Source organism: Alteromonas sp. G4i13 (genome assembly GCF_054960505.1).
On the sequence record NZ_JBHNYX010000005.1, the window covers coordinates 40,291 to 66,725 of the forward strand.

Here is a 26,435-nt window from a genome sequence, read left to right on the forward strand (position 1 = left end):
CCGATAATCGTATAAGATGTTGCTTATCTCCTAAGACTAGAACATAAAATAATTCTGTCTAGCAGGAAGCAAAGATTAACGAAATTCTATAATCTATCAGCTATTTAGGGAAGCACTTTATACTTTAGACTAGAGGCAATAAAACCGCAACGCTTGTTCCTTTACCCTCTTCACTGGTGATATTAATTTTTCCGTTGTGTTCCTCGACAATAGTCATGGAAATAGACATGCCTAACCCTGTTCCTTCACCAGGAGGCTTAGTTGTAAAGAAGGGCGTGAATATTCTATCCAGTGTTTCTTTCGACATACCGATACCTTCGTCTTCTACGATAAGCATGGCGTTCTTTTCATCTTTTTGTACTTTTAGGGTGATAGACTTTCCTTCTGGGGTAGCATAGATAGCGTTGGTTACGAAATTAACCAATACCTGCTGGATTTGTCCTGCGTTACCAAGGAAATAAACGTCTTTATCCGGTACTTCTAAATTAACTTTGTTTTTGTACCTGTGCAGGTTGTTCGTTAGCTTGATAACCGTATTCATAGCTTCTACAGCGCTTATTTGCGTGTGCTTTCCTGAGCCTGGATACGAAAAACTTCGCAGCGCTTTTACAATTTCAATAATACGTTCAATGCCCTCGTGAGATTCATTGAACATCTCTGTAATTTCGCTCGCACTTTCTTGTAATGAAAAGCGCTTTTCAAGCGCCTCGAACTGCGACTCTACCTCTCCACCAGCAGTGCGACAAAGCTTGCCTATTTCTTCTAACGCGTGTTGATAGTCGCTAAAAATTTCTTTTGCAACCACCGTATTGCTTCGAACATAGCCGATAGGGTTATTGATTTCGTGTGCTATACCCGCAGCAAGTTGCCCCAACATCGCCATCTTGTCTGCACTAACCAGCCTTTCTTCTAGAAAGTCTCTGTCTTTTTTAACCGAACTCAATTCTATTTGCCGACTGGTGAGCTCAGTTTTTTTGTTCTGGTAACGAGACGTAATGTTTAGATAATGTTTGGAGGTATCAAGAACGTGAAGCGTTTCTTCTTCTAAGTGATCGTCTTTGGTAAGTAACACGAGCCAAGCGAATTCGCCGTCTGCCATCTCATGCATGAAGTGAAGTAAGCGCGCTTCTTTTTGAGTGTCGGGTCGCTGAACTGCAGTAACACACCAATGGGAGTAACTGTCCCTTAAGGAAAGTGGTGTTTCAAACTTAATCAATTCGGCAAGCTCTGGGGAGCTACGCCAACCCTCTTCATAAGTAAGTACTTGGTTATCTTCACCCACTACTAGTTCATCATTTTTCACAATGAATGCTTTTCCACAATGGGCATTACTAAATTCCACCGCCGATTCTAAGGCAGAGAATATAAAACTTTTACCTGGCTGGGCATTGGAAAGCTGTGATGCAGCTCTGTTGAGGTAGAGCAGCTCTCGCTCTCGCTGCTTCGAATCATTTAGTGCTTTTCTAAGCGCTTGGTTTGCTAGATAAGCATCTTGAGAATAGGTTTCTAAGAAAGATTCTGCGTTTTTACGCGCAATTTTTTGACGCTTAAGTTGTCGCTCTAACGAGTTAACGCGGGCTTCCAGCGCAAGAATACGCTCGTGTTCGGTGGAATACGATGTTTCACTCACCAAGAAGCCCTCCATTTAAATCGCCGATAAAATCTCAGAGCGCCATGCGTCTCAATAGGGCCTATCGAACCATAGAGTTCTGCGGCCGCTAGCTAACTAGCCTATCAAGGAGTGTTATTACTCTCTCACTGGCTTGTTCCATTTCTATAAGCTTAGCATCAGCTTCAGCGTTGTCGCCATTTTGTTTAGCTAGCACTGCGGCTATTCCTCTGCTATGTACTCTTGCATGCGGCGCTTCAATCTCTCTGAATGCCGTTGTCTGGCCAATCGCTTTGTTAGCATTGTCGCTATACCACTGCCCAAGGCGGCAGTTCTTATGATCGCCAAAGTCCGCTACAGATTTATTGCTGTAACCGCACAGCACCGCATAAACCTCGGCCTTCCACACTACATGATCCAATTTTACTGTTTGAATGAACGTAGCAATTGCGCCTTCGCTAATAGTGGACTTCATACTGTCACAGTGTTGTACCATAACTTCGTAGCTGCCATTTAGCTGATTAATGCCGGTCCCTAGCTGCTCATTGTTACCGCGCAGCTCATTAACACCTGAAACCGCTTTGGAAGTAGACTGAATTATACCGTTCACCAGCTCAGATACTTCTGTTGCTGATTTGTTGGTTTCTGTCGCCAATGCGCGTACTTCATCAGCAACAACACTAAACCCGCGGCCTGCATCGCCTGCTCGCGCAGCTTCGATAGCAGCGTTTAGTGCAAGTAAGTTAGTTTGGTCAGAAATACTCGTAATAGTAGTAACAAATTTATTAATGTTATCTGCTGTTGTTGATAGCCCCGATATACGCTCACTCATGCTGCCCATTTGGACATTAAGCCCGCTCATGTCGGTAACAATTTTGCTTAACGTAGTAGCAGAGTCACTAAACAACTCATGAATATTAGCCACTGACTGATTCTCAGCGTCAATACGCTGATAAGTGGTCAACACCGTTTCACGAATACCTTCTAATTGACGCATACCATCAATAATGCACTTCATTACAACGGAATCGTTCGACGATGCGTGCTGGCTACTTGCAGCCTCAATGGCATTAATGAGCTCACTATTTTCTGCCTCTAAAACGTCAATTTTGTCTAAGGCTTCTTGCACTCTTGCTTCTAGTATACGTACTTGCGCTTCTTTTTCTTCGTATTTACTGCGAGATACAAACATGTGTGGTTACCGATATGTTTTTACAGAGTTATTTTGTTCAGATTAACAGATATTCAGACCAGTTAACTATTAGTCTGAAGTAGCGTTATGCATTGAATATCGGCAGATTTTCTAAATTCGATACATTTAAAACGACGCGTCCAGTTTCTTATCTAACGTTACGAAAAGTGTAAGTACCCTAAAATGATGAGTGCTAACCATAAGGTTTCTGCGAAAATAATAATTATTGGTCGCACACCAACATTGATGAGCTGACCCAAGTTTGATTTCATTCCAATCGCGGCTATGGAAACGATGAGGAAAAAACGTGAGATTTGACTCCCCATCTCTACAAGACTTTCAGGTAAAACAAAGAAGCTGTTCACGAGCATCATCATTACGAAGCCGACTAAAAACAGTGGTATTTTAGGACTGTTTGTTTGGCGGCTTTTGATACCAACAGATAAGGTTTTTGCTACGACTAACACCATAATCATAACTACTGGAACTAGCATAGCCACCCTAACAAGTTTAGTTAGCGTCGCCATATCACCTACTTCCTGAGAAATCGAGTACCCTGCCCCTACAACTTGCGCAACATCATGAATAGTGCCACCTAGAAAAATGCCGGCTTCACTGTCTGACAGGTTTAGCTGAACAGCGATAATAGGATAGAGTACCATGGCGATTGTAGACATAGCGGTAACGCCAATAACGGTAACTAGTGTATCTCGCTCATGGTGCTGGCCTTTGGGTAGAATGGTAGATATAGCTAATGCAGCGGATGCGCCACAGATGGCAACTGCGCCTCCTGTTAAGGCACCTAACTGCCCTTTTAACCCAAAAATTTTAGCGAGGCCAATTCCAAGCAAAATAGTCGTTAAAATGGCAAAGCACAATAAGCCCAGCGTATCCCAACCCAGTGCCGTTAAATCTTCAAGTGCGAGCCTTAAACCAAGGAGTACAACACCTGTACGTAATAGAGTACTGGCACAGAAATCAATACCTTCGGTACTTGGTGAATCGGCTCGATAGAGGAAAGAAACAGCCATTCCTATCAGAAGAGCAAACAGCATGGCAGGGGAACCGTAGTGATCGCTGAGAAAAAGAGCCGCCAAGCCGGTTATGACCGAAACGCTTACTCCCGGGAGAATCGCTTGATATCTAATATTCATACTTTTATTTATTAATTAATTATAGTTATTACTTAAAAGGCCTATCACTACAATAGCTTGATTTTCGTAGGCCTCTAGAGAACGAATCCCTACTCTCGCCAGAGTTAAACGCAACTTATATCTCTTCGTGCTGGTGTTCATGAGAGTGGGCGTGTAAATGGTCATTATCATCACGACATGGCTCACCCGGCAACTCAAACTCTATCGTGGTATGAGCAAGTTCAAAGGGGGCTAAACGCTCGTGAACTTCCTTTTTGAGTGCTCTCAGTTTGTCATTGTCTATTGCACAGTTTATTACCACGTGTGCAGTAAGCACGTGCTGCTCTCCGTCAAGCGACCAAAAATGTACATGGTGAATTTCTTCAACGTGCTCGATTTTCAAAAGCGTGTTGCTAATAGCATTCCTTGTAGCCAAGTCAGGTACGCCCTGTAGAAACAAAGACATGGTCTGCACAACATACCGAACAACATTGACCAAAATAAATAGCGTAAAACCAATAGATAAAATTGGGTCGAGTATAGGCCATTCAACAAAATGGAGCACAATGGCTACTACCAGTACCGCTACCCACCCCATCGTGTCTTCAATTAAGTGCCAGTTAAGCACCTTTTCATTCATCGAATGACCGCCGTGGAGTTTATAAGCTGCAAATCCGTTCACGACAATACCGAGGATCGCTAATCCAATCATACCCTCTGTAACGGGCATTTCGGGGTTAGATAAACGAGGGATGGCCTCAGACAACACCCAAATTGAGCCAATCACCAAGATAACGCCGTTGATCATAGCTCCCATAAGGCTCAGCCGTTTGAAGCCATACGTATACTTTTCGGTAGATGCTTTATTCCCGAGCTTACTTAAATACCACGCCAGACCTATGGATAGAGAGTCTCCTAAATCGTGAACAGCATCTGCCATTATGGCGACACTGTTAGTAAGCCACCCCCCGATGAATTCAATAATAGTAAAGATGAAATTTAGCCAGAACGCCCATCCAATGCGTGTGGAATCTGTGCCTAGCGCTTCAGCATGCGCACCGTGGTGATGGCCGTGATGCTGACCTTTATGATGATTAGAGGCGGTAGTGCTGTGATTGTGGTGATGCATAATAACAACTCACATGAGATCGTACGTTGAGCTTAACGTGATGTGTACCCAGGTGCGAACAAAATATCGAGCACAGATCATTAACAAGTCTCTGAGATAATTTGTAAATAGTCAGTGAAACAAGCACCTTTAAATTTTAACCCACCCTCTAATACAATCTTATGTTATTGTTTTATTTAAAAATAAACGAAAAACAACAAAAATAAGACCGACAGCCAAATGTTAATTTTTTGAGAACAGTATTGATCTTTATGTGTCAGTCGCTTAATGTAATGTAAGCGCTTTCAAACAGCCATTTTTATTTGACCTAAATTGTAAGCGCTTACAAAAAGCTTTTTACGTGGCATTTGCCACTACATAAAAACCCAATTTCTTTAGATCAGGGCTGAAAACAATGACGAAAAAAGCATCTCAACTTTCGCGGATAGCTGCCGCGATCTCAGTCGCAACCCTATTTGGCTGTGGAGGCGGAGCAACCACATCTACAGACATCGACGTTGTTGATCCTGCGGCACCCGTTTCTGACTGGGAGCTGGTATGGAGCGACGAGTTCGATGGGAACAGTATTGACGATGACAACTGGACTCATGAAGTAAACTGCGACGGTGGCGGCAATAATGAATCTCAGTGTTATACCGACAGCGAAGACAATTCATTTGTGTCTGACGGTAGCCTAAAAATTGTTGCTCTACCCGCGGAAGAAGGAGCGCAAAAGCCTTATACGTCAGCCCGTCTAAACACGCGCTACAAAGCAGACTTTAAATACGGCCGTATTGAAATGCGTGCTAAATTACCCTCTGGTCAAGGCAGTTGGCCGGCGTTTTGGATGATGCCTACTGATGAGGTTTACGGTGGCTGGCCTCGTTCTGGCGAAATTGACATCATGGAAGCCGTAAACCTTAAGGCACTAGATGCCGATGGCAATCCTGAAAGCCATATTCACGGCACCCTTCACTATGGTCAAGAATGGCCAAATAACGATAGCTCAGGCAAAGCCTACTCGCTTCCTGATGGAGCGAATCCAGCAGACGACTTTCACACCTACGCCGTTGAATGGCAAGAAGGCGAAATTCGCTGGTACATGGACGATTACCTTTACGCTACGCAGCGTCGTTCAGAAGTTCGTTATAACGCAAACGGTGACGCAACTGGACTTTCTCACCGCGGCTGGTATGCGGAATACTTTGAGCAAGGCACAGGTGAGCTAACCACTCACTGGGACAACGCGCCATTCGATCAAGAATTCTACATTATCCTTAACTTTGCAGTAGGTGGCGACTGGCCAGCTAACGTAAACGAAACAGGTATTGATGCTGAAGCGTTTGCCGAAGGTCAGACTTACGAGGTCGATTATGTTCGAGTGTACGAATGTGCATCGAACCCAGACACCGGCAAGGGCTGTGAAACTGTTCGCCCAGGTTACAACTCACTAGACGATGCATTAGTGGAAGGCGAGGCGCCTATCCCTTCACCACCGTCAACCGGTGTTGCACAAAACCTTACTATTTTCGACGGAACACCTAATCAAAACTGGCCTGCGTGGGACTGCTGTGGTGGGTCAACACCAGCACTCGTAGAAGATGCCGAGCAAGGACAGGTTTTCGAATTTGCTATTAATGAAACACCTACGGTAATGGGCTTTATCAGTCGAGCTCAATTCATTACCGACCCAGAAGGTGAAGCGTCTCCGTTTGATGCGTCTCCAATGGAAGAAACTGGCAGTGTTAAATTCGATCTGAAAGTTACATCGCTGCCTGCAAATGCGACAACTAATTGGCTATTTAAGATTGAAAGTTCTGAAGGTTCAACTGCCGCAGAACTTCCACTGATGGACGGCTATGTAGGACCCGCAGACACCGCTGGTGCTGCGCCTGAACAGGGTGTGTGGGAGTCTTACGAATTTCCACTTAGCGCGCTTGCAGCAGCAGGCTTAGATACAAGTGCTATCGATGTCATCATGGTTTTCCCTGCGTGGGATACCGGCAATGGCGCGGTTTATCGCATGGCTAACGTAGAAATTTCGCAAGAAGGCGGAGCTAGCTACCCAGAATTAGTCATCTTCGAAGATGGGCAAAACCCTAACTGGCCTATGTGGGACTGCTGTGGCGGCTCTACCCCTACTGAAGAAATGGACAACGAAGAACACGGTCTAACTGCAGAATTTCGAATTGGCGCAGAACCGACCGTAATGGGCTTTATCACGCGCCCAGAATCTGGCGGCGGTGACACCCCATTCGATGCTACAGCACTTACCGACGGTGGCTTATTGCAGTTTGATATGCGCGTAGTGAGTGCGCCTAGTAACGCCGAAGCATCTTGGATATTCAAAATCGAGTCTAATGGCGCATCTACTGCTGTTGAATTGCCACTCTCTGATAGCGTTGAGGGTCAGGAGCCTGTGGAAGGTGAATGGCAAACCTACACATTTACCATTTCAGAATTGCAGGCACGTGGTTTGGACGTGAGTGCTATCGACGTCATTATGGTTTTCCCAGCTTGGGGCACAGGTGAAGGCGCGGTTTATCGCTTAGACAATGTGAAATTTTACCACCCTGATAGCGGCGAAGATGCGTCAGGTGCGGGCATCACGCTCTTTGCTGATACAGCAGCTGAACAATGGTCAATCTGGGATTGTTGTGGTGGCTCAACGCCAACTGAAGAAGTAGACGACGCGGAACACGGCACAGTAGCAGAATTTCGCATTGGCGCTACACCAACGGTGATGGGTTTCTTAGCTGATGAAACCGTATCATTCGATGCTTCATCACTACTTTCAAATGGCGCGATTAAGTTTGAAATGAAAGTAAGCTCAATGCCTAACGACGCCTCTGCTCCTTGGTTGTTCAAAGTAGAGTCCATTAATGTCTCTTCTGCTGTTGAACTTCCAATGTCGGCCAGCTTGGAAGGTGCTGATCCGGTTGAAGGTGAATGGCAAACATACACTTTCCCACTACAAACCCTATATGACGCAGGCTTAGATATCAGCGCTATCAACGTCATCATGATGTTCCCAGCATGGGGGCAAGGCGAAGGTGCAGTTTATCGCATCGACAATGTAGAAATAGCAGCACAGTAACAAAGCAAATGCCGCTTTAGCCTTTAAAGCGGCAGTGACCAATTGATAAGAATTAGTAGGGCAATTATGAAAAACACACCATTTAAAAAGACCCAGCTTGCCACATCAATGGCTTTGTTGATGGGCTCTACCCTAGCTATTCCCTCTTACGCACAAGAATCAGAAGCGGTAACTCCGGCAGAGGGCGAAGTTGAAGTTATTCAAGTAAGCGGTATTCGCGGCAGTATGATCCGCTCTATGGATTTGAAACGCAGCTCAAGCGGCGTAGTAGATGCCATATCCGCTGAAGAACTAGGTAAATTTCCTGATACCAACCTGGCTGAGGCACTTCAACGCATTACAGGTGTAAGTATTAGTCGTTCAAACGGTGAAGGTAGTGAAATTACCGTTCGTGGTTTTGGTCCTGAGTTCAACCTAATTACCCTGAACGGTAGACAAATGCCGGGGACGGGCTTTACCCGTTCCTTCAATTTAGCCAACCTTTCTTCTGAAGGTGTAAACACGCTTGAGCTTCAGAAGACCGCCCGTGCAGAAAATCCCAGCGGGGGACTAGGTGCAACGGTAAACATTATTACCATGAAGCCGTTGGCGCAATCAGGACAAAATGCCACGTTTTCAGTGAAAGGCATTTACGACTCGTCTAACGAAGCGGGTGATGACGTAACCCCTGAAATTGCTGGTGTCTACAGCAACACGTTTGCCGATGACATGTTTGGATTTGGTTTGTCATTCTCTCACCAAGAACGTGACTTTCAGCAGCAAGCGGCAAATATTCAAGGCTGGCAGCTTCAAGAAAACGCTGCACTACCTGACTTAGACCCTGAAAATGTGGTTGATAACCGCACCAATATTACCGACGCTGCGTTCTTCCCTAAAGACATGAACTACAGCATTACTGACGTTCAGCGTGAGCGTTCAAACGCCCAAGTTACTTTCCAATTTCGCCCAGTTGACGATTTTACGGCAACGATAGATTACACTGCAACACGCTCCACTACTGGCACCAACACAGTGGGATGGGGTATTTGGAATAACTTTGGCGCTAATATTAATGCGTACGAATTAGACGAAAATGGTACAGCAGTCTATGCCGATATTAGTGGCGACGACGGCTCGTTTACTGCCAGTCGCGAAACCACGCGAGTTGACGCGCGTTCAATTGGTGTAAACCTAGACTGGGTAGTGTCTGACGATTGGCATTTCCGTCTGGATTACCACGATTCTTACAACGAGATTGATAACGGTTATGACAAAGGTTTGGGTAGCTCTGGCCAAATTATACTGGGCTCAAACCAGCTTGAGTCAAAAGTTTACGACTACAGAGCAGGCGAGATTCCACAAGTTTATGTGAACTGGAACAACGGTACGAATGAAATCTTACCTAGTGAAATTGACTCTAACTTCAGCCAATTCATTTACTCACCAGGTCGCTCCGATATTGAGCAGCTGCAGCTTGACGGCACGTGGTATAACTCAGCTTTCGACATTCCACTGGTTAAAATTGACTTTGGTTACGCCCGAACAGAACAAGCATTGACGGGTTTTGAAGCGTGGAGCGGACTACGCGGCGGCCCGGGTTTTAGTCCATCTTTCACAGAAATTTTCCCAGACAGCATGTTTATTCGCAATGACACATCAGGCTTCCTAGACGCCTTTGACGGTGGCGGCGCAGGCATGAATCCAGGTTACTATTACACCTATGATTTTGACGAAGCCATTGCCCGTCAACTTGCTTTCATTACTGGTGATGTCGTTGGCGAGAGTAACGCTTACTCTATCGACCCTTACTTCAGCGGTGCGCCTTCTGTCAGTAACGTAGAGGAAATTACCGACTCTATTTATGTTCAGTCAGAGTGGGACTTCGAGGTCGGTGATTATTACGTGCAAATAAATGCTGGTGTACGCTACGAAGAAACAGAAGTGCCAAGCTCTGCGGAGGTTCGTGTACCTGTACAGGTAAATTGGGTCGCAGCTTCTGAGTGGATCACCCAGTTTGAAGACGAGCTACAGGTGCAAGACTTTACAGGCGAATATGACATTTTATTACCCATGTTCGACGTAAAAGTAGATGTGACGGATGACATTGTTGCGCGTTTCTCTTGGGGTAAATCAATTACCAGAGCGCCGATTGGCTTGCTACAAGGTGGCTTGGCATTCAGTGGAAGCCCTAAAATTGGCGCGAGAACCGCATCGGCGGGTAACACCAGCTTGCTACCGTTCGAGTCAACTAACTTAGACCTTTCATTTGAGTGGTACTACGACGAGTCGAGCATGCTTGCCGTGGGTTTATTCAGAAAGTCGGTTGAAAACTACATTACAACCACAGGTCAAGATCAGCAGTTCGAAGGTTTACGTGACATCTATCAAGGCCCTCGCTGGAACGAAGCCGTGACCGCATTAACGGCAGCTGGTGAGCAAGCCACCGATAGCGCTATCTATAATTACTTTATTGATAACGGCTATGCTGACGAAAACGGTGTGGTAACCCCTAATGCGGACGACCCGTTAATTACCTGGCGTACCACACAGCCTGGTAATTCCAGCGATTCAAAAACGGTTGAAGGTATTGAGCTAGCTATACAGCACACGTTTGGCGACACTGGTTTTGGTTTCGGCGCCAACGCAACGTTAGTTGACGGTGACGTTGAATACGATCCTTACAACCTGAACGAGCAAGACCCGCTAGTAGGTATCAGTGACTCGGCCAACTTCCAAGTGTTTTATGAGAAAGAAGGCCTTTCTGTTAAAGTGACCTATGCATGGCGCTCAGACTATGTTGTGGGTATTGGCCAAGCACAAGGTTCTTCAGATAACCCAGCAACTCAGTTCGACACCTTTGGTCAAGTTGATGCCAGCATCAACTATGATGTGAATGAGCACCTAACTGTCTTCCTAGAAGGCGTAAACATTAACGACGAAACAGAGCGTGGCTACGGCCGATTCGAAGAGCAATTCTTATTTGCTCGTCAGTACGGACCTCGCTACACGCTTGGCGCTAGATATACGTTCTAAGTTGATAGAGCAATAATACTAAGGGCCTTTTCAGGCCCTTTTTTGTTCTAGCACGCTAGAATTATCAAACATTTCTTCCAATATTTGATAACCTCGCTAAACAAGCTCAGGTACGAGTAATAAAAGAAGAAGAAGAGTGAAGTATAAGAAGTGTATTAGCGTACTAGTGCTATTTTTGTTGGGAATAAACAATACCTTCGCATCTGACGATGATAGATATTTCCAAGCGTATTCCCAAATTATAGGCAGTAAACCCGACAGTGAAGAAGAGTTAACGGCATTAGTCTCTGACTCTGATACCTTATCTGAACAGTCATCTCTTGCATCTGTTTACATTGCTTTACTGCAATCTATGGTTGATCATCCCACGGGATTCGAAGAGTACAAACTTGCCCCGAAAGACCACTTAAAAGATATAAAGCGTTCACACCCAGCGTTGTATTTCAGACACAACATTCTGTCAGCTTATAACCTCGCCATTCAGGAAAAGTGGCGTTTAGCTCATAGCACTATTGACGAAGTAATAGCGTTTGCCAACGACAATGACCCTGAGCTTTACTTTGACGCTATTGCGACTAAATCCATCTTTCTAGCGAGAATGGGACTAATTAGAGCATCCCTAAACTCAGGCGCGAAAGTGTTAGGCGAACTGCCTTCATTAACCGAAAAACGCTTCTTTGGAGACGGTGCAATAGAAAACATGGAGCTTGAGATAGGGCTCAATATGTCTTACTTAGGGGAGAATAAGCGTGCTTTAGAATTGTGTTCTCGTGCAGAGACCTTTTTTTATACTAGGCCTTTGTCTAGCCCCCATCGGTATTACCAAATTGCCCTAGACTGCCAACGAAGAAGCCTCGATAACTTAGGTCGAATAGATGAGGCTTTCGACATGCTCGAAAAATACACCGAATACGCTACATCCATTGAGGACTGGAATACCTACACCTATGGACTAGTTTTAAAAATTGAAAATTTCTATGCTCTGGGAAAAGTAAAAGAGGCACATGAATTAATTGAAAAAACTGAGAGTTTCATATCCTTACTACCAACCTCATACGATACTAATACTTATCAAATTTCTCGGTTCAAAGCACTAGTAGAACAGAGTGAGTTTGAAAGGGCTAACGCGTTGTCAGCTTTAATTATCGACAACTTGAGTGACGAGTACAGCTCACCCGATTTACATTGGGCACAATTCAAATCTATTCAGTCTTCTCTTTTCGAGCAGCTGGGGAACAAAGAGGCTGCCATTTCAGCATTGCGAGACAGTAAGAACTTTTATCAATCTCTTTACTATCAAACTGACGACAGAAAAGAACTGTTTAGCGACTATTATGAAAGTGCGTTAGCTGAGCGAAAACTACAACTCTTAAAACAACAGCACGAATTATCTCAACTGGAACTTGCAAACAGCAACAGAATGAATCTAATTCTTACTGCTGGGGCGCTGACTTTATTAGGACTTTTGGCCCTCATTAGCTATCTATATGCTGTCCAGCGAAGATTGAAAAGAGAACAGGAAACATTAGCGACCGTAGATACGCTCACAGGCATTCGTAATAGAAGAAGTTTACTCGGCGCAGTGCAGTTAGAGCTAAATGAAGCAAAGGCGTATAAAAACGACTTATCTTTGGTGTTAATCGATTTAGATAACTTCAAAGAAATCAATGACAACTATGGCCATGAGTGTGGGGACGATTTACTCAAAGCCTTTTGTGAACACGTTTCCAAGTCCATTAGAAAAACAGATACATTTGGACGTTATGGTGGAGAGGAGTTCATTCTGTGCCTTCCTAACACGTCGGCTGCCGAGGCTAAAGAAGTTGTTAGCTCTATCCTTGATAGTTATCGAAAAGTGCGTATTACGCCAAATATCAGCGCACAAACCTTTTCTGCTGGCATTGCGCAGTATCAAACAGGGATTGAAACATCGAATCTCATTAAGCAGTGTGACGAAGCGCTTTATGTCGCTAAAAGGTTTGGTAGGAATAGAGTTTGTATTTTCAGTCAGGATGACTAAGAAAACCAAAGAATTGAACGCCAATAAGTCGAGCGTACTACAGTATTAGAGTCATCAGACTTTAACACTGTAGTAACTAGTTTTAGCTACGGTCACTCGCGCGTTTCAAGCGACTGTTTTCGCTTATCCAACATTACTCGGTAACGGGCGTTCCGTCCTTATTAAATTTCGCTATTTCGGCGCCAGAAGACTCCCACTCTTCCTTTTCAGCTTTAGTGGCTTTGGGTGAGAACCAACCGACATAGGCGTAAAATATCCCTATTAGGGGCGCCGTCCAACATGCAAAGGCAAGAGGGATGTACAGCAGGTTTTCTAAGTTTGCGCCAGAAATACCCAGGCCAAGAGCAGATATCACAAACGCACCACCGGCATTCCAAGGGATGAGCGGAGACATTAACGTGCCCCCTTCTTCAATGCCACGGGACAGGTTAAGCGTGGAATAACCCATGCCTCTATAAACGGGTGAATACATTCTTCCCGGCAAGGCTACCGACAAGTACGGGTCGCCAGCCACCAGATTAGTAGAAAACGCCGTACCAACCGCTGCTATCTGTGTACCAGCAAAGGTTTTCGCTTTGCTCTTTATTGCATTGATAATGCTTCTTAGGCAGCCTGTCGTTTCTAACGCTCCACCGAAACCAAGCGCAATCAATACCAATGAAATAGTCCACATCATTGACTGAACGCCGCCGCGATTAAGCAAACTATCTATTTCAACAATATTCGTTTGGATGGCATATCCGTTATTTGCATAATCGAAAACGGCTTGCAAACTCTGCCCTTGCATAAACATGGCGAAGGCTCCTCCCACAACCGCTCCTGCAAATAACGCAGGAAGGGGGGGAATTTTCTTTAAGGCTAACCCCATAACAACAAGCGCTGGCAATAACGCCCACCCCGTAACGGTAAAGTTATCTTCTAATGCACTGGTGATACCTGCAATTTTTGCAAATGAGACGCTCTGAGCATCGATAACGAAGAAGCCGACGCCAAGGTAAATCAGAAATGCGAGCACCATGGCAGGGATTGTCGTTGCCATCATATTCTTGATATGTGAAAACACGTCGGTACATGTAACCGCTGGAGCAAGGTTTGTGGTATCCGACAGCGGCGATACCTTGTCTCCGAAAAAGGCGCCTGAAACTACTGCTCCCGCCGTCCAGTACATGGGGATATCGAATCCTTCACCGATACCCATTAATGCTAAACCAACGGTGCCTACGCTGCCCCAACTTGTGCCTAAAGAAACTGAAACGACTGCACAGATAACCATACCCGCGGCCAGAAAAATTTGGGGAGACAGGGTCTTTAACCCGTAGTAAATAATGGTGGGTACCGTACCGCTGGCTATCCAAATACCTATGATCATCCCTACAACAATAAGTACACTTACCGACGGCAACGCAACATGGATAACTTTAAAGATTCCTGCCCGCACTTCTTCCCACGTTAGACCAAGATAAGTACCAACAAAACTTGTTAATGCTATGCCAATGGCAAGCGGTATATGAGGCTCAAACACGCCGAAGTAAAATATCTGGGTGCCGAGGATTAAAAGCGTCAATACAACAGGTGTTAACGCAAGTAAGAGACTTGGTGTTTCACGCTGTTCATCTGTCATTTTACTACCCTGTAATTTTCCCGAATGACAAGAATGAATGCAGGACGGAAACACGTCTTATCTACTTTCATCTCACCAACGATTGTTGTTTATATTACAGGTTGGCTACGGGATGAACTGCATAATAGATCGATAAACGGAAGGCTCAAGGTCGGTGCAAACAAAAAAAAGCCGCCAGTTTTTGAGGTTGGCGGCGTTGTTTTTTCTAGTAGCGTTGAGAGCTACTTACTGTTTAGTTTTGGCAACTTATACTCGCCGATTTGTCAGCCTCAGGGGTAAACTGAATATCTGCCACACTCAAGCTAGCCTTCCCTGAACTTCCCAGCTCAAACGGCACAATAAGGCCGGTAAAATCGATACCTTCATTAACAAAGCACTGTAGGTCAATACTTATGTTTGTCCATGTGTCAGCTGGCATTGCCTTTAGCTGCTCGCTAATATCAATTTGAGTTGAACAGCTGCCCGCTGCGTCTCCCTCGCCTTCACAGTTCATGCCTACGGTTACAGGTGCATTTATGTCTGAGTGACGACTAACGTTAAAGCTTAAGGCACCATGCGTAAGTAGTTGCGCACTTAAATCTTCACGGAAGAAGCTCTTGCTTGCAAAACGCATAGCGGCGAACTCGGTGCCATCGAAAGTGATTTTACGCGCATCTTCCTGCACTTCCTTATCAACCGTACGATAAGTAATGGCTCCAACAGTATGCGTGCTTGCGTTCACTGCCAGAGAATCATCACCAGAGTAGAGCCATAATACCCAAGGTGCCTCAACCGAGCCCTTTAGAATTTCCATCGGCTTGTTGCTGTCAGTACTCACCTTAATTTCAGTATTTAGCGTATCGCTTAGAACATTGTCATCGCTGTACGTTAAGCCGAAGCCATAAGGCAGCAAAGGTTCATAGGTTTCATCGCCCTTGTTAACGATCTGCTGAGGCTCTGACGGCCACGAGAAAGACAGCTTGCCTTTAAAGTCCTGCTCACCAAACAAAACGTCTGCCACCGCTGCACCTTCAGAGCCAGGAAGCCAAGCTGCAACAAATGCATCAGATGCATTAAGCTCTGCGTTAACCCACATCGGTCGGCCGCTGATAAACACCGACACCACCGGAATGCCCTGAGATTTCAAGTTTTCTAGCAACGCTAGATCTGTCTTGCTCCCGTGTTGATAAATTAAGGTTTCTCTATCGCCATGACCCTCGGCATAAGGCTCTTCACCGAACACCACTATGGCGACATCAGGTTTAGTTTCAAAGCTACCGTCAACCGATAGCTGTACGTTACCACCAGCATTGTCTACATGCGCTTTAATGCCGTCATAAATAGAGCTGCCGCCGGGGAAGTCATCGTTGGTATTATTTGTGCCTTGCCACGTAATACTCCAACCACCTGATTGCTTGCCGATGTTATCCGCACCATCGCCCGCTACCAATATGCGTTTGCTTGCAGAAATCGGGAGGGTTTTATTTTTATTTTTCAGCAGTACCAGAGACTCGCGCACCGCTTGCGCCGCCACTTCTCTATGCTCTGCCTTGCCAATAAGCGAACGGTCGCCAGATAACAGGCGGTTTGCCGGGCTTGGCTTTTCGAAAAGTCCAGCGCGTACTTTCACTCGAAGAATTCGGCGTACCGCATCATCAATACGCGACATAGGGATGGTGCCGTCGTTTACTTGAGCTAGGGTATTGTCATACAGCACCTTCCAATCGTTTGGCACCATGAAGATATCTAAGCCTGCGTTAATGGCCTGCGCACAATCTTCGTTGTTGCAACCTTTAACTTGCCCATGACCGTTCCAGTCACCAACAACAAACCCGTCAAAGCCCATTTGCTCTTTAAGTACGTCGGTTAGTAAGTATTTATGACCATGAAGCTTCTCGCCATTCCAGCTATTGAACGACGCCATGACAGACTGCGCGCCCGCCGTTAATCCGCCCACATAGCCTTGGGCGTGAATATCAAATAACTCTTGTTCGCTGGCAACATTGTCACCTTGGTCATCACCGCCAACCGTACCGCCGTCACCTACAAAGTGCTTTACTGTACTAATTACACGCTGGTCGCTTAAGAAGTCTTTGTCAGCCGCGCCTTGAAGACCTTTAACCACTGAAGCGGCATACTCTCTAACAATGGCTGGGTCTTCAGAATAGCTCTCGTAGGTTCTGCCCCAGCGATCGTCACGTACCACAGCAACGGTAGGCGCAAATACCCAATCGATACCCGTCGCCATGACCTCTTTAGCTGTAATGTGCGCAATCTTCTCTACCAGTTCAGGGTTATTTGCCGCACCTAATCCAATGTTGTGAGGAAACAAGGTTGCGCCTATAACATTGTTATGACCGTGAACAGCGTCTGTCCCCCACATTGTAGGAATTGTCGAGCCGTCCAAACTGTCATCGATGGAAGCCTGATAAAGCTTTTCTGCAAGTGCTACCCAGTCTTCTGGTGTGGCGTGCTTGTCGTTATTAGGGAATGCACCACCGCCGTTAAGATAAGAACCAAATCCATATTTGCGCATATCTTCTACCGTGATATTGCGAATTTCAGGCTGGATCATCTGCGCAATTTTTTGCTCGATAGTCATGGTAGACAGAATTTCTTCTACCTTAGTTTCGACAGTAGCGTTTGTTTTAACTTCAATATCTAGTTTAGGCCATACCTCGCCCGCTTTGTTTGGCTGTGGCTCAACGTCATCGACTGAAGACGTATTTTTTTCAGCTGAACATGCACTAACTAAAACGCCAACCAATGCACCGGTAACAACTTTCGCGATTATACTTTTTCGCATTATTTATCCTCGTTACTTTTCAGTGGTATTAATGTGAGATACGCGACTTCCTACAAGGCCATAGTAGGCAATGTAAAGGTAGCAAGAAGCGGGTAGTAAAAATGACAGCGTAACGCCGACGGTGTCTGCAAGCATGCCTTGAAGCAGTGGAATAATGGCACCGCCAACTATGGCTAAACAAAGAATGCCTGAACCTTGTGGGGTGTCTTTTCCTAGCTGGTGAAGTGCAAGACTAAAAATGGTAGGGAACATGATTGAGTTAAACAAACCTACTCCCAAAATGCTCCACAGCGCTATGTCTCCTGTGCTTGAAAGTGATAGCAAAATAAGCGCAATAGCCACACAAGCGTTGAACGCCAGCACGTAGCCACCCGAGATTTTTTGCATGACCACAGCACCGATAAAGCGCCCTACCATCGCGCCTCCCCAGTAGTAAGCAAGCAGCTTGGCCGCCCCTGCCTCACTTAATCCGCCAACCGCCGGACTCGCTAGATAATTCACTAGCATGCTGCCAATAGCCACTTCCGCGCCAACATACATAAAAATGCCGACAGCGCCTAAAACAAGGTGCTTGTGATGCCATGCACCTCCTTTAAATACTCCAGTGCTTGCGCTGGTGTGATTTAGCTTCGGCAGCTTTAAATACATGAAAATAAGAGCCAGAAGAAGCAGTGATGCAGCAAGAATTAGGTAAGGCACTTGCACGTCTGAAGCGCTTGGCGTACCGCCTCCGTGCTCTCCTGTAGCGCCGTAGATAAGATAAGAACCGAAGAAGGGAGCCACGGTTGTACCAAAAGCGTTAAATGCTTGGGTCATGGTGAGTCGTGACGAGGCAGTTTTAGGGTCGCCGAGTGCCGTTACATAAGGGTTGGCAGACACCTGGAGTACGGTTATACCAGACGCTAATACAAAAAGAGCTAACAGAAAAATACCGTATATTTGACTTGATGCAGCGGGGAAGAACAGCAAGCACCCCACGCAGGCTATAGCGAGCCCAAGTACAATACCTTTCTGGTAACCAATGCGCGACACCACCATGCCTGCAGGCAGTGACACAATGAAATAGGCACTAAAAAAGCAAAACTGAATCAGCATTGCTTGTGTGAAGCTAAGGTTGAATGCACCTTTTAAGTAAGGAATAAGGATGTCATTCAAACAGGTAATAAAACCCCACATGAAGAACAGCGTGGTGAGTGAGATAAGCGCAAAACGGTATCCACCGTTTGCCTCTGCCTCTTGGGCGCTTGAAATATTAGGCTGCACTGGTGTGTCCACGAATAACCTCTGTTGCTATTTTTCTATTTAATGATAAATTTACATTTGAAAGCGCTTACATCTAACTACAAATGATTTTGTAAGCGCTTACATTGAAGAGATAATTACACGAAGCGTAATCGAATTCAATGTAAATATGATGTTATTTGCCCTGTCTAGCGCAGGGTTAATATGAAAAAATTGTTATAGTCAGGACATACCCACGATGCAAGAAATTAACCTTCCATCCAATTCAATGATGTTGTCGAAAGACTTTTTGTTTGGTGTGGCTACATCAAGTTTCCAAATAGAGGGAGACAGAAAAGGAAGATTAGATTGTATTTGGGACACGTTCTGCGAAAAGAAAAATGCCATTACTGATGCCACTAATGGTGACATTGCCTGTAACCACATAGATTTGTGGAAACAAGATGTAGAGCTAATTGATTCTCTTGGTGTTGATGCTTATAGGCTGTCTATCTCGTGGCCGCGAGTGATGAAACAGGACGGTAGCGTAAACGAAGTGGGCATGCGCTTTTACGTAAACTTAGTCAATGAAGTTATCAAGCGCGGCATGAAAGTGTTCGTAACGCTTTATCACTGGGATTTACCGCAACACCTTGAAGACAACGGTGGCTGGCTTAATCGCAATACAGCCTATGCATTCGAAAAATATGCTGAAGCCGTAGCAAACGCGTTGGGCGAAAAAGTCCACTCCTACGCGACATTAAATGAGCCATTTTGTTCAGCCTATTTGGGTTATGAGGCAGGCACTCATGCACCTGGAAAGACAGGCATGGCAAATGGTCGAAAGGCAGCGCATCACTTATTGCTTGCTCACGGTTTAGCGTTGAAGGTGCTTAACCGAGTTTGCCCAAAAAGCCAAAACGGTATCGTACTTAACTTTAGCAATTGCCATACAAAAAGTGATTCACCCGAAGACATACACGCCGCCAAACTCGCCGATGATTACCAAAACCAATGGTATTTAAAACCTATTATTGAAGGCAAATATCCAGACATTATCGATAAGCTCGCTCCCGACGTTAAGCCCGACATTGCGGAAGGTGATATGGCTATTATTTGCCAACCAATCGATTACTTAGGCATTAATTATTACACCCGCACTGTGTATCAAAGTGATGGCAATGGTTGGTTTGAAATTGTGCCTCCAGCCACAACCGAATTAACCGCAATGGGCTGGGAAATCACTCCTGATGCCTTTACCGAGCTGCTTGTTGATTTGCACCAACGCTACGACTTACCGCCTATCTATATCACTGAAAACGGAGCAGCAATGGATGATGAGCTCATAGATGGGGAAGTGTTGGACAATGGGCGTACCGCCTACTTCCACACCCATTTAAATGCGGTAAATGAGGCAATAGAAAAAGGCGTAGACATACGCGGATATTTTGCATGGAGTCTAATGGACAACTTTGAGTGGGCGCTGGGCTATTCAAAGCGTTTCGGCATAGTTTATGTCGACTACGAAACCCAAAAACGTACGCCAAAACAAAGCGCTTTGGCTTATTCAAAACTGGTTAAGAGCCGGATAAATGGGTACATTAGCGGTATCAAATAAGGACAAGTACCAAACCGTATGGCAACAATTTACCAAGTATCAGAGGCCGCAGGTGTTTCGTTAGCTACCGTTTCTCGCGTTATGAATGGCAACGCGAAGGTAAGCGAGCGCACCCGCAAAAAAGTAGAGGATGCTATGGCATCGTTGGGATATCAACCCAATGCCATCGCTCAATCTCTTGCGTCAAACCGCACTAACAGCGTCGGTTTGCTCGTATCTGAACTACACGGCTCATACTTTGGCGATCTGATGAGTACGGTAGAACATGTGCTAAAACAAAACGGTAAGCACGTTATTATTACCGCCGGTCATGTGGATGAAAAGCGCGAGCACGAAGCGATTGAGTTTCTAAAAAGCCGCCGTTGCGATGCCTTGATTCTTCACGCTGAAGCCGTCTCCGATGACTACTTAAAAACACTAGTAGACAGTAAGATCCCCGTTGTTGTGATAAACCGAAAAGTGGACGCTCTCGACGAGAACTGCTTTGTTGTGGACAACGAAAGAGGCGGTTACATGGCAACGAAAGCTGCTATTGATGCAGGCCACAAAAAGATTGCGTACATTAGCGGCCCGCTATTTAAAAAGGATGCGAGCGATCGTCTGGCAGGTCACAAAAGAGCCCTTCAAGAAGCAGGGATTACCTTTCGTGAAAACAGTGTTTTTGAAGGCGACTTCCACGAGTCATCAGGCCAAGAAGGCATGCAACATCTTCAGAAAACATTCTCTGACTTTACCGCATTGGTATGCGCGAACGACGAAATGGCCTCTGGTGCAATGACCGCCGCAAGAGAAGCGGGATTTGATATACCGTCACAGCTTTCTATCATTGGCTTCGATAACGTACTGTTTTCGCGCTACCTTTATCCAAAACTCACTACAATTAATAACCCTATTCACGCTATGGGAGAAATGGCTGCTTATTGGGTGCTGCAACATGTTTATGGCATAAAAAGCCCTATTCCTATTGAGCACTTATTTGAACCCGAAGTAGTAAATAGGGACACATTAGGCAAATTATAAAATGAATAAAGCCCTGTCTCCGTCGCTGTATTACACACTCATTGTCTCTCTTGGAGGGTTTATTTTTGGCTTCGATGCCAGTGTAATAGCAGGAGCCAATGGCTTTATCGATGCCGAATTTAACCTAAGCGATTGGCAGCAAGGCTTCGTCGTAAGCTCACCAACACTAGGCGCGCTAATTGCCATGCTATTTGCCGGCGGCGTTAGCGACGCTATTGGCAGGCGCAAAGCACTCATTCTTGTCGCTTTCCTTTACCTGCTTTCTTCTGTCGGCTCAGCCTTAGCCCCTAATTTCGAACTATTAGTGCTTTCTCGCTTTATTGGCGGCATTGCGTTTTGTTCGCTGATCATTGCCCCGCTGTATATTTCGGAAATAAGCGCTCCAGAAAACCGAGGCAAAATGGTGTCGGTGAACCAGCTAAATATTGTATTTGGCTTCGCCCTTTCCTATTTCACCAACTATTACCTGCTACAGCTGAGTAACAGCGGTGCAGCTTGGGTTGCTGAATGGGGTTTAGATACACATTTATGGCGCTACATGCTGGGCTTGGAGGTAATCCCCGCAGCACTATGGTTTGGTTTACTGTTTACTATTCCGCGTAGCCCCAGGTGGCTGGTACTCAAAGGCCAACACGAGGAAGCCGAACAGGTTATAAACCGCTTATTCGACAAAGCCCAAGCCGGCGCTCTTGTTGAAGATATAGCGTCTTCACTTAAAGAAAAGTCGTGGCCTTTTCGTGAACGCCTAGGCTTTCTAAAGGCGAAGGCCATGCGATTTCCGTTAATGGTGGGCATTATTATTGCCATTGCTCAGCAAATTACCGGCATTAACGTTATCTTTTTTTACGCGCCCACGATTTTTGAACAAAGCGGTGTAGGTACCAATGCGGCATTTATGCAGGCTGTATGGATTGGCTTGGTTAACGTAGCATTTACCGTGGTTGCTATGCTAACTATTGATAAATGGGGAAGAAAACCGCTGCTGCTGATTGGCTTAACTGGCGTAGTGATCAGCATGTCTATTTGTACCTATGGCTTTAAACAGGCGACATATCAAGTACAGCAAACGGCCATAAACGAAATACAGCAAGATGCGCCGAGTGTGGCAATAAAGCTAACTCCACTAACCAACGATATTTACTATTCAGACGTTGAGTTTAAGCGCACGCTAAAGACCACACTTACCAGCGACGAATACGATGCGTATCAGCAACCATTGCTAACTAGCAGTATTAATATGAATGCACCTTTAGTGTTGTTTGGCATTATTGCGTTTGTTGCTTCGTTCGCGATGTCTCTTGGCCCAGTGATGTGGGCAATGCTTGCTGAAATTTTTCCGAATCAAACCCGCGCTTTGGCTATTTCATTAGTGGGCATGGTGAATTCACTCACCAGTTTTCTAGTTCAAGTTGTTTTCCCTTGGGAGTTGGCCAACTTGGGAGCCGCGGCCACGTTTGCAATTTACGGCGGGTTCGCCTTAGTCAGTCTGATATTAGTTGCTAAGTTCTTCCCAGAAACAAAAGGAAGAACGTTGGAAGAAATCACGGAAGAATTTGAGCGTTGCGCTTAGCTGAGGTCAATCCTGTATATTAAGGCAACCTGATAGCATGCTGACCTGCACAAAGGTTATCCATTCTCGCCTCTTCTAATAGTAGTGTTGATGATACATTTAACGCGCTTGGCGTAACGTGAGAAGCAACTAGGATGAGATGGTTGGCAGCGTAGCGATTTAATACCTCACACACTTTATGCTGAGTAGTCACATCCAAGCCCTCGAAGGGTTCATCAACAAGCAACACTTTTGCGTGAGATAAAATAGCGCGCGCTAAGGCTAGTCGCTTGCGCTCTCCCCCAGAAAGCGTCCTACCCGCCTTGCCAACCCACATAGACAACGGCAACAGTGCCTCTAGCCCTAATTGAGCTAACAGGTTAGTCATGTCATCAAGGGGAATACCCATTCCGGCAGGGTCTAAATTTGAAGAGACACTGCCAGAAAGCACTATTGGCTCTTGTTCCACATAGCACCAGTTTTTAATTAAGCCATCGGCAATACGCATGCCATCCACTTCTTTAAGTCCAGTAGAAGGCACTACCCCCGCAATTGACTGAAGCAAAGATGACTTACCACAGCCTGACGGCCCGGATATACATACGATGCCAGTGGCTGGGAATGTAGCATTGACCAAAGGTAAGCGTCTATTTTTGGCAGTATAATCAGATAACGTAAGTGAATGGTGCAGTTCGGTGCGTTCAAGTACTTTAATGGGTGAGGTTTTGAGCTTCTTAAGGGCTTTCGCGCTTTGTTTGTGCTGTGCAAACTTTGTAATGCTGTGAAAAGCTGCACCAGCCCAATCAGGCGCAGCCATCAATATCATGGGCACAACAATAGCAATAGGCATATACGAAAAGTCAGATATTGGACTTACTGCGCCCGACATAACTAACACTACCGCGAAAAATGCCGCGCCTTGAAACCACCAGCTCGCGCGTTGCGCTTTGTCTTTCTGCGTAGTTTGTTGTCGCCACACCCTGTCAGCACTCGGCACACTATTGATCACATGCTCACCCTCTTCCTGCGGCTTATCTGTCATTGTTTTATTTAAGTGCCATAAAGCGCTGCAGTTAAGGAAGTCGGCTGACTCTTGGCGAAACACTTTATTTTCCTTTGTCGCTTTTTCCGCAACGTTTAAACCAATAAAGCCTTGCAGCACAACGATGAAGAGCCAAATAGCAAAAAGCGTAATTAAAAACGAGGTGCCAGGAAGATTAAACCATACTGCAACAACGCAAAGATTTGTGAATATAAATGTGATGTTAGAAAGCGGAGCTATCCATGCAATCCAACGGCTGGCAAGCTCTTCGGTATGCTGTGCTAACGCTTCTGTGGTGAAGGCTTTGTCGGTAATTTTACTGTTTTCAAGTTGCCTAAAAACACGTAGTCGCCCCCCTGCGATACGCGCAAGTAAATCGTTGTGCCCCACCCACATACTGGCATACCCAGATGCTATGCGAAGTAGTGCTAGCGCGCGAATGACCACCGCCGGAATAACGTAATTAAAACCTACAGGTGCAATAGCGCTGATAGCGATGAACCACGAAGAAATAACGAGAATGGTTATTCCTGCCACACCGTGTAAAAGAGCAAGCAGCAGCGTGAGGTAAGCCGGTTTACTTTTCATCAAGGCTACGCTCCTTTTGATTGGCATTCGTCTTGAAACTTGTTTCTACAACGCTACTACAACCTTGTTGGTGCCCTTCATGTTTTGCGCCCAGCTTGCTTTTAAGTCCTGCCTTTGGCTTTAAGAGAACGTCTTGTTCAGGCGTGCTTCGCGATACCGTCCAAAAGCGGTTAAACCAGTTTGCAGGGAGTGCTTTGTGAGAAGCCCAAATTAGTGTTTTATCTTTACCCAAACGTTCAATTAGCTGTGCCAATCTTGTGTGCTGAGCATCAGGTAAATGGGCCGTGGGTTCATCGAGCAACCATATATTGTCTTTGCGCAACAGCGCTCTCGCTAGCGACAGCCTTTGCGCTTCTCCACCTGAAAGCAGCGGATAATCAGTCATTACCGTATCAAGCCCCAAAGGCAACAACGACAGCCACGCGTCAAGCTCTACTGCTTCTAGCGCTTTAATAAGCGCGTCGTCTGTATAGCTGTCGTTTAAACACAAGTTCTCACGCACGGTACCTGGCGTGATCACGGGGTGCTGGGTTATCCAAATTACCGGTTCACTGAATGTATGTGTGCTAGGTCTTTGACCGCCTAAGGCTTCTAATAATAGTGTTTTACCTGAACCAGAGCGCCCGCTAATGAGTATTTTATCGCCCTTTGATACTTCTAGAGATTCAGCGTGCAAAAGCACAGACGGCTCATCAACATCCGTTGTAGCGTGAGAGCTTTGCGAGTGAGTTTGCCCGGCGTTAATGTCAAAAACCTTAAGGTTGTTAGCCGTAAGCAATACCTCGTGTTCTGATGAATAATGGTGAGTTGTGTCAGCGTTGACCGGGTTCACTGCACTACCATCAAGATTTTGTGTAAAGCGCGAGAATAAGGGAGCAAGTTCAGTTTTGGCGGCTTCTGCTTGCGCCTTCTGATGGTATACCTGCCCCAACTTTTTCATTTCACTGAGTAACAATGGCACAGTCAGCAATATCCATAAGCCTTGCTGGAGCGTTATTTCCGGCCCAATACTCAATTCACCTAACAGTGAAAAACCAATAAATACTGCCGTAAGTGCAACCGCGAGTGTTGCGAAGAAGTCGAGCACGCTGTTGGACAAAAACGCTACGCTCACTACTTTCATAGTACGCGCATTCAAATTTTCACTGGCATCTTTAAGCAGGACTGTTTGTTTTTGATGCGCCTGATAATTTGCCAGCATCGGCAGCGCGGCTAACCTATCAGTAAATAAACTTCCCAAACGTTCAAGGGCGATAAAATGCTTTCGATGTAGGGCAGCGGCTCCCTTGCCCACAATGATCATAAAAAGCGGCACAACCGGCAATGTTAGTAATAGGCCAATTCCTATAACGGGGTTCACATAAAAGATAACGGCTAAAGCAAACAAGGGGACAACAACTGCAATCATTTGCTGCACTCGATATTCAAGTGCCCAGTCAGCAAAAGCCTGTAAGTGCTGCAGCCACACCGTTTGCCAATAGTAAACCGAGTGCTGTCGAATAAGCGCATATTGACGCTCAATGAATACGTGTTGTAGGTGCTGTTCGAGCTTGTTTAATACCTGCATTCTTGCACTACTAGATAAGGCATTGAATGCGCCTTGTAGCAGCCAGCTAAGCCCCAGAGAAACGGCAAGTCCTGTGACATCACTCGCTGTTGCAGGAGACTGGTTTACTACCCAGTCATGAGCAATATGAGAAAAATAATAGAACCCAATAATCAAAGAAAAAAGCGACAAACACTTAACCACTACTTGCGCCATAAGCGAAGTGCGCAAGCCAAGCGACTGCGCCTTATCCATCTCATTGCACCACGCATTA

At 45.6% G+C, this 26,435-nt stretch carries 15 protein-coding genes; 6 read left to right on the forward strand and 9 right to left on the reverse strand.

Features of this window, described 5'->3' with window-relative positions; genetic code table 11:
- Positions 1-124: 124 nt before the first annotated feature.
- From ACFI6J_RS03460 to ACFI6J_RS03475, 4 genes are all read right to left on the reverse strand, one after another.
- Positions 125-1,630: a sensor histidine kinase gene (locus tag ACFI6J_RS03460; RefSeq protein ID WP_278343837.1), complete on the reverse strand. Its 1,506-nt coding sequence runs from the start codon at positions 1,628-1,630 to the stop codon at positions 125-127.
- A gap of 88 nt (positions 1,631-1,718) precedes the next feature.
- Entirely contained in the window at positions 1,719-2,801 is a 1,083-nt protein-coding gene (locus tag ACFI6J_RS03465) for a methyl-accepting chemotaxis protein (protein WP_458733681.1), read from the reverse strand.
- Between the two features lie 158 nt (positions 2,802-2,959).
- Positions 2,960-3,955: a YeiH family protein gene (locus tag ACFI6J_RS03470; protein ID WP_342284780.1), complete on the reverse strand. Its 996-nt coding sequence runs from the start codon at positions 3,953-3,955 to the stop codon at positions 2,960-2,962.
- 115 nt (positions 3,956-4,070) lie between these two features.
- A complete protein-coding gene (locus ACFI6J_RS03475; RefSeq protein ID WP_168532766.1) occupies positions 4,071-5,063 on the reverse strand; it encodes a cation diffusion facilitator family transporter in 993 nt (330 codons plus the stop codon).
- Positions 5,064-5,457: 394 nt separating this feature from the next.
- Here ACFI6J_RS03475 and ACFI6J_RS03480 point away from each other — a divergent pair, with 394 nt between their 5' ends.
- The 3 genes from ACFI6J_RS03480 to ACFI6J_RS03490 all read left to right on the forward strand — a co-directional run bounded on the left by ACFI6J_RS03480 (position 5,458) and on the right by ACFI6J_RS03490 (position 13,171).
- The gene (locus ACFI6J_RS03480) at positions 5,458-8,139 is read left to right on the forward strand and encodes a glycoside hydrolase family 16 protein (protein ID WP_321824910.1); all 2,682 of its coding nucleotides are present in this window, start codon (positions 5,458-5,460) and stop codon (positions 8,137-8,139) included.
- A 66-nt stretch (positions 8,140-8,205) separates the two neighbouring features.
- Entirely contained in the window at positions 8,206-11,151 is a 2,946-nt protein-coding gene (locus ACFI6J_RS03485) for a TonB-dependent receptor (RefSeq protein ID WP_321824911.1), read from the forward strand.
- Positions 11,152-11,287: 136 nt separating this feature from the next.
- Positions 11,288-13,171 (forward strand): GGDEF domain-containing protein, encoded by a 1,884-nt coding sequence (locus tag ACFI6J_RS03490; RefSeq protein ID WP_348670366.1) that lies wholly within the window; start codon positions 11,288-11,290, stop codon positions 13,169-13,171.
- Between the two features lie 133 nt (positions 13,172-13,304).
- Here the strand turns inward: ACFI6J_RS03490 and nhaC are convergent, their stop codons facing one another.
- The 3 genes from nhaC to ACFI6J_RS03505 form a co-directional block, all read right to left on the reverse strand.
- A complete protein-coding gene (gene nhaC / locus ACFI6J_RS03495) occupies positions 13,305-14,792 on the reverse strand; it encodes a Na+/H+ antiporter NhaC (protein ID WP_348670367.1) in 1,488 nt (495 codons plus the stop codon).
- 232 nt (positions 14,793-15,024) lie between these two features.
- A complete protein-coding gene (locus ACFI6J_RS03500; protein ID WP_156087125.1) occupies positions 15,025-17,577 on the reverse strand; it encodes a glycoside hydrolase family 3 protein in 2,553 nt (850 codons plus the stop codon).
- 12 nt (positions 17,578-17,589) lie between these two features.
- A complete protein-coding gene (locus tag ACFI6J_RS03505; protein WP_075177264.1) occupies positions 17,590-18,852 on the reverse strand; it encodes a sugar MFS transporter in 1,263 nt (420 codons plus the stop codon).
- A 205-nt stretch (positions 18,853-19,057) separates the two neighbouring features.
- On the opposite strand from ACFI6J_RS03505, the gene ACFI6J_RS03510 reads away from it, so the two are divergent.
- From ACFI6J_RS03510 to ACFI6J_RS03520, 3 genes are read left to right on the forward strand one after another with little or no spacing between them, the layout of a single operon-like run.
- The gene (locus tag ACFI6J_RS03510) at positions 19,058-20,416 is read left to right on the forward strand and encodes a GH1 family beta-glucosidase (RefSeq protein WP_348670368.1); all 1,359 of its coding nucleotides are present in this window, start codon (positions 19,058-19,060) and stop codon (positions 20,414-20,416) included.
- Between the two features lie 18 nt (positions 20,417-20,434).
- The gene (locus tag ACFI6J_RS03515; RefSeq protein WP_348670369.1) at positions 20,435-21,436 is read left to right on the forward strand and encodes a LacI family DNA-binding transcriptional regulator; all 1,002 of its coding nucleotides are present in this window, start codon (positions 20,435-20,437) and stop codon (positions 21,434-21,436) included.
- Between the two features lies 1 nt (position 21,437).
- Entirely contained in the window at positions 21,438-23,006 is a 1,569-nt protein-coding gene (locus tag ACFI6J_RS03520; RefSeq protein WP_462555550.1) for a sugar porter family MFS transporter, read from the forward strand.
- Positions 23,007-23,025: 19 nt separating this feature from the next.
- Here the strand turns inward: ACFI6J_RS03520 and ACFI6J_RS03525 are convergent, their stop codons facing one another.
- Both ACFI6J_RS03525 and ACFI6J_RS03530 read right to left on the reverse strand, forming a co-directional pair.
- Positions 23,026-24,615, reverse strand: a complete 1,590-nt coding sequence (locus ACFI6J_RS03525; RefSeq protein WP_462585707.1) for an ATP-binding cassette domain-containing protein — start codon at positions 24,613-24,615, stop codon at positions 23,026-23,028.
- Complete coding sequence (locus ACFI6J_RS03530) at positions 24,605-26,416, reverse strand: ATP-binding cassette domain-containing protein (protein WP_462555668.1); 1,812 nt, start codon at positions 26,414-26,416, stop codon at positions 24,605-24,607. Before ACFI6J_RS03530 ends, ACFI6J_RS03525 begins: the two co-directional genes overlap by 11 nt.
- Between the last annotated feature and the right edge of the window lie 19 nt (positions 26,417-26,435).

Coding starts and splice junctions, on each gene's coding strand:
- ACFI6J_RS03465 (WP_458733681.1), bottom strand. CDS start 2,801: ATGTTTGTATCTCGCAGTAAATACGAAGAAAAAGAAGCGCAAGTACGT.
- ACFI6J_RS03470 (WP_342284780.1), bottom strand. CDS start 3,955: ATGAATATTAGATATCAAGCGATTCTCCCGGGAGTAAGCGTTTCGGTC.
- ACFI6J_RS03475 (WP_168532766.1), bottom strand. CDS start 5,063: ATGCATCACCACAATCACAGCACTACCGCCTCTAATCATCATAAAGGT.
- ACFI6J_RS03480 (WP_321824910.1), top strand. CDS start 5,458: ATGACGAAAAAAGCATCTCAACTTTCGCGGATAGCTGCCGCGATCTCA.
- ACFI6J_RS03485 (WP_321824911.1), top strand. CDS start 8,206: ATGAAAAACACACCATTTAAAAAGACCCAGCTTGCCACATCAATGGCT.
- nhaC (WP_348670367.1), bottom strand. CDS start 14,792: ATGACAGATGAACAGCGTGAAACACCAAGTCTCTTACTTGCGTTAACA.
- ACFI6J_RS03500 (WP_156087125.1), bottom strand. CDS start 17,577: ATGCGAAAAAGTATAATCGCGAAAGTTGTTACCGGTGCATTGGTTGGC.
- ACFI6J_RS03510 (WP_348670368.1), top strand. CDS start 19,058: ATGCAAGAAATTAACCTTCCATCCAATTCAATGATGTTGTCGAAAGAC.
- ACFI6J_RS03515 (WP_348670369.1), top strand. CDS start 20,435: ATGGCAACAATTTACCAAGTATCAGAGGCCGCAGGTGTTTCGTTAGCT.
- ACFI6J_RS03520 (WP_462555550.1), top strand. CDS start 21,438: ATGAATAAAGCCCTGTCTCCGTCGCTGTATTACACACTCATTGTCTCT.
- ACFI6J_RS03525 (WP_462585707.1), bottom strand. CDS start 24,615: ATGAAAAGTAAACCGGCTTACCTCACGCTGCTGCTTGCTCTTTTACAC.
- ACFI6J_RS03530 (WP_462555668.1), bottom strand. CDS start 26,416: ATGGATAAGGCGCAGTCGCTTGGCTTGCGCACTTCGCTTATGGCGCAA.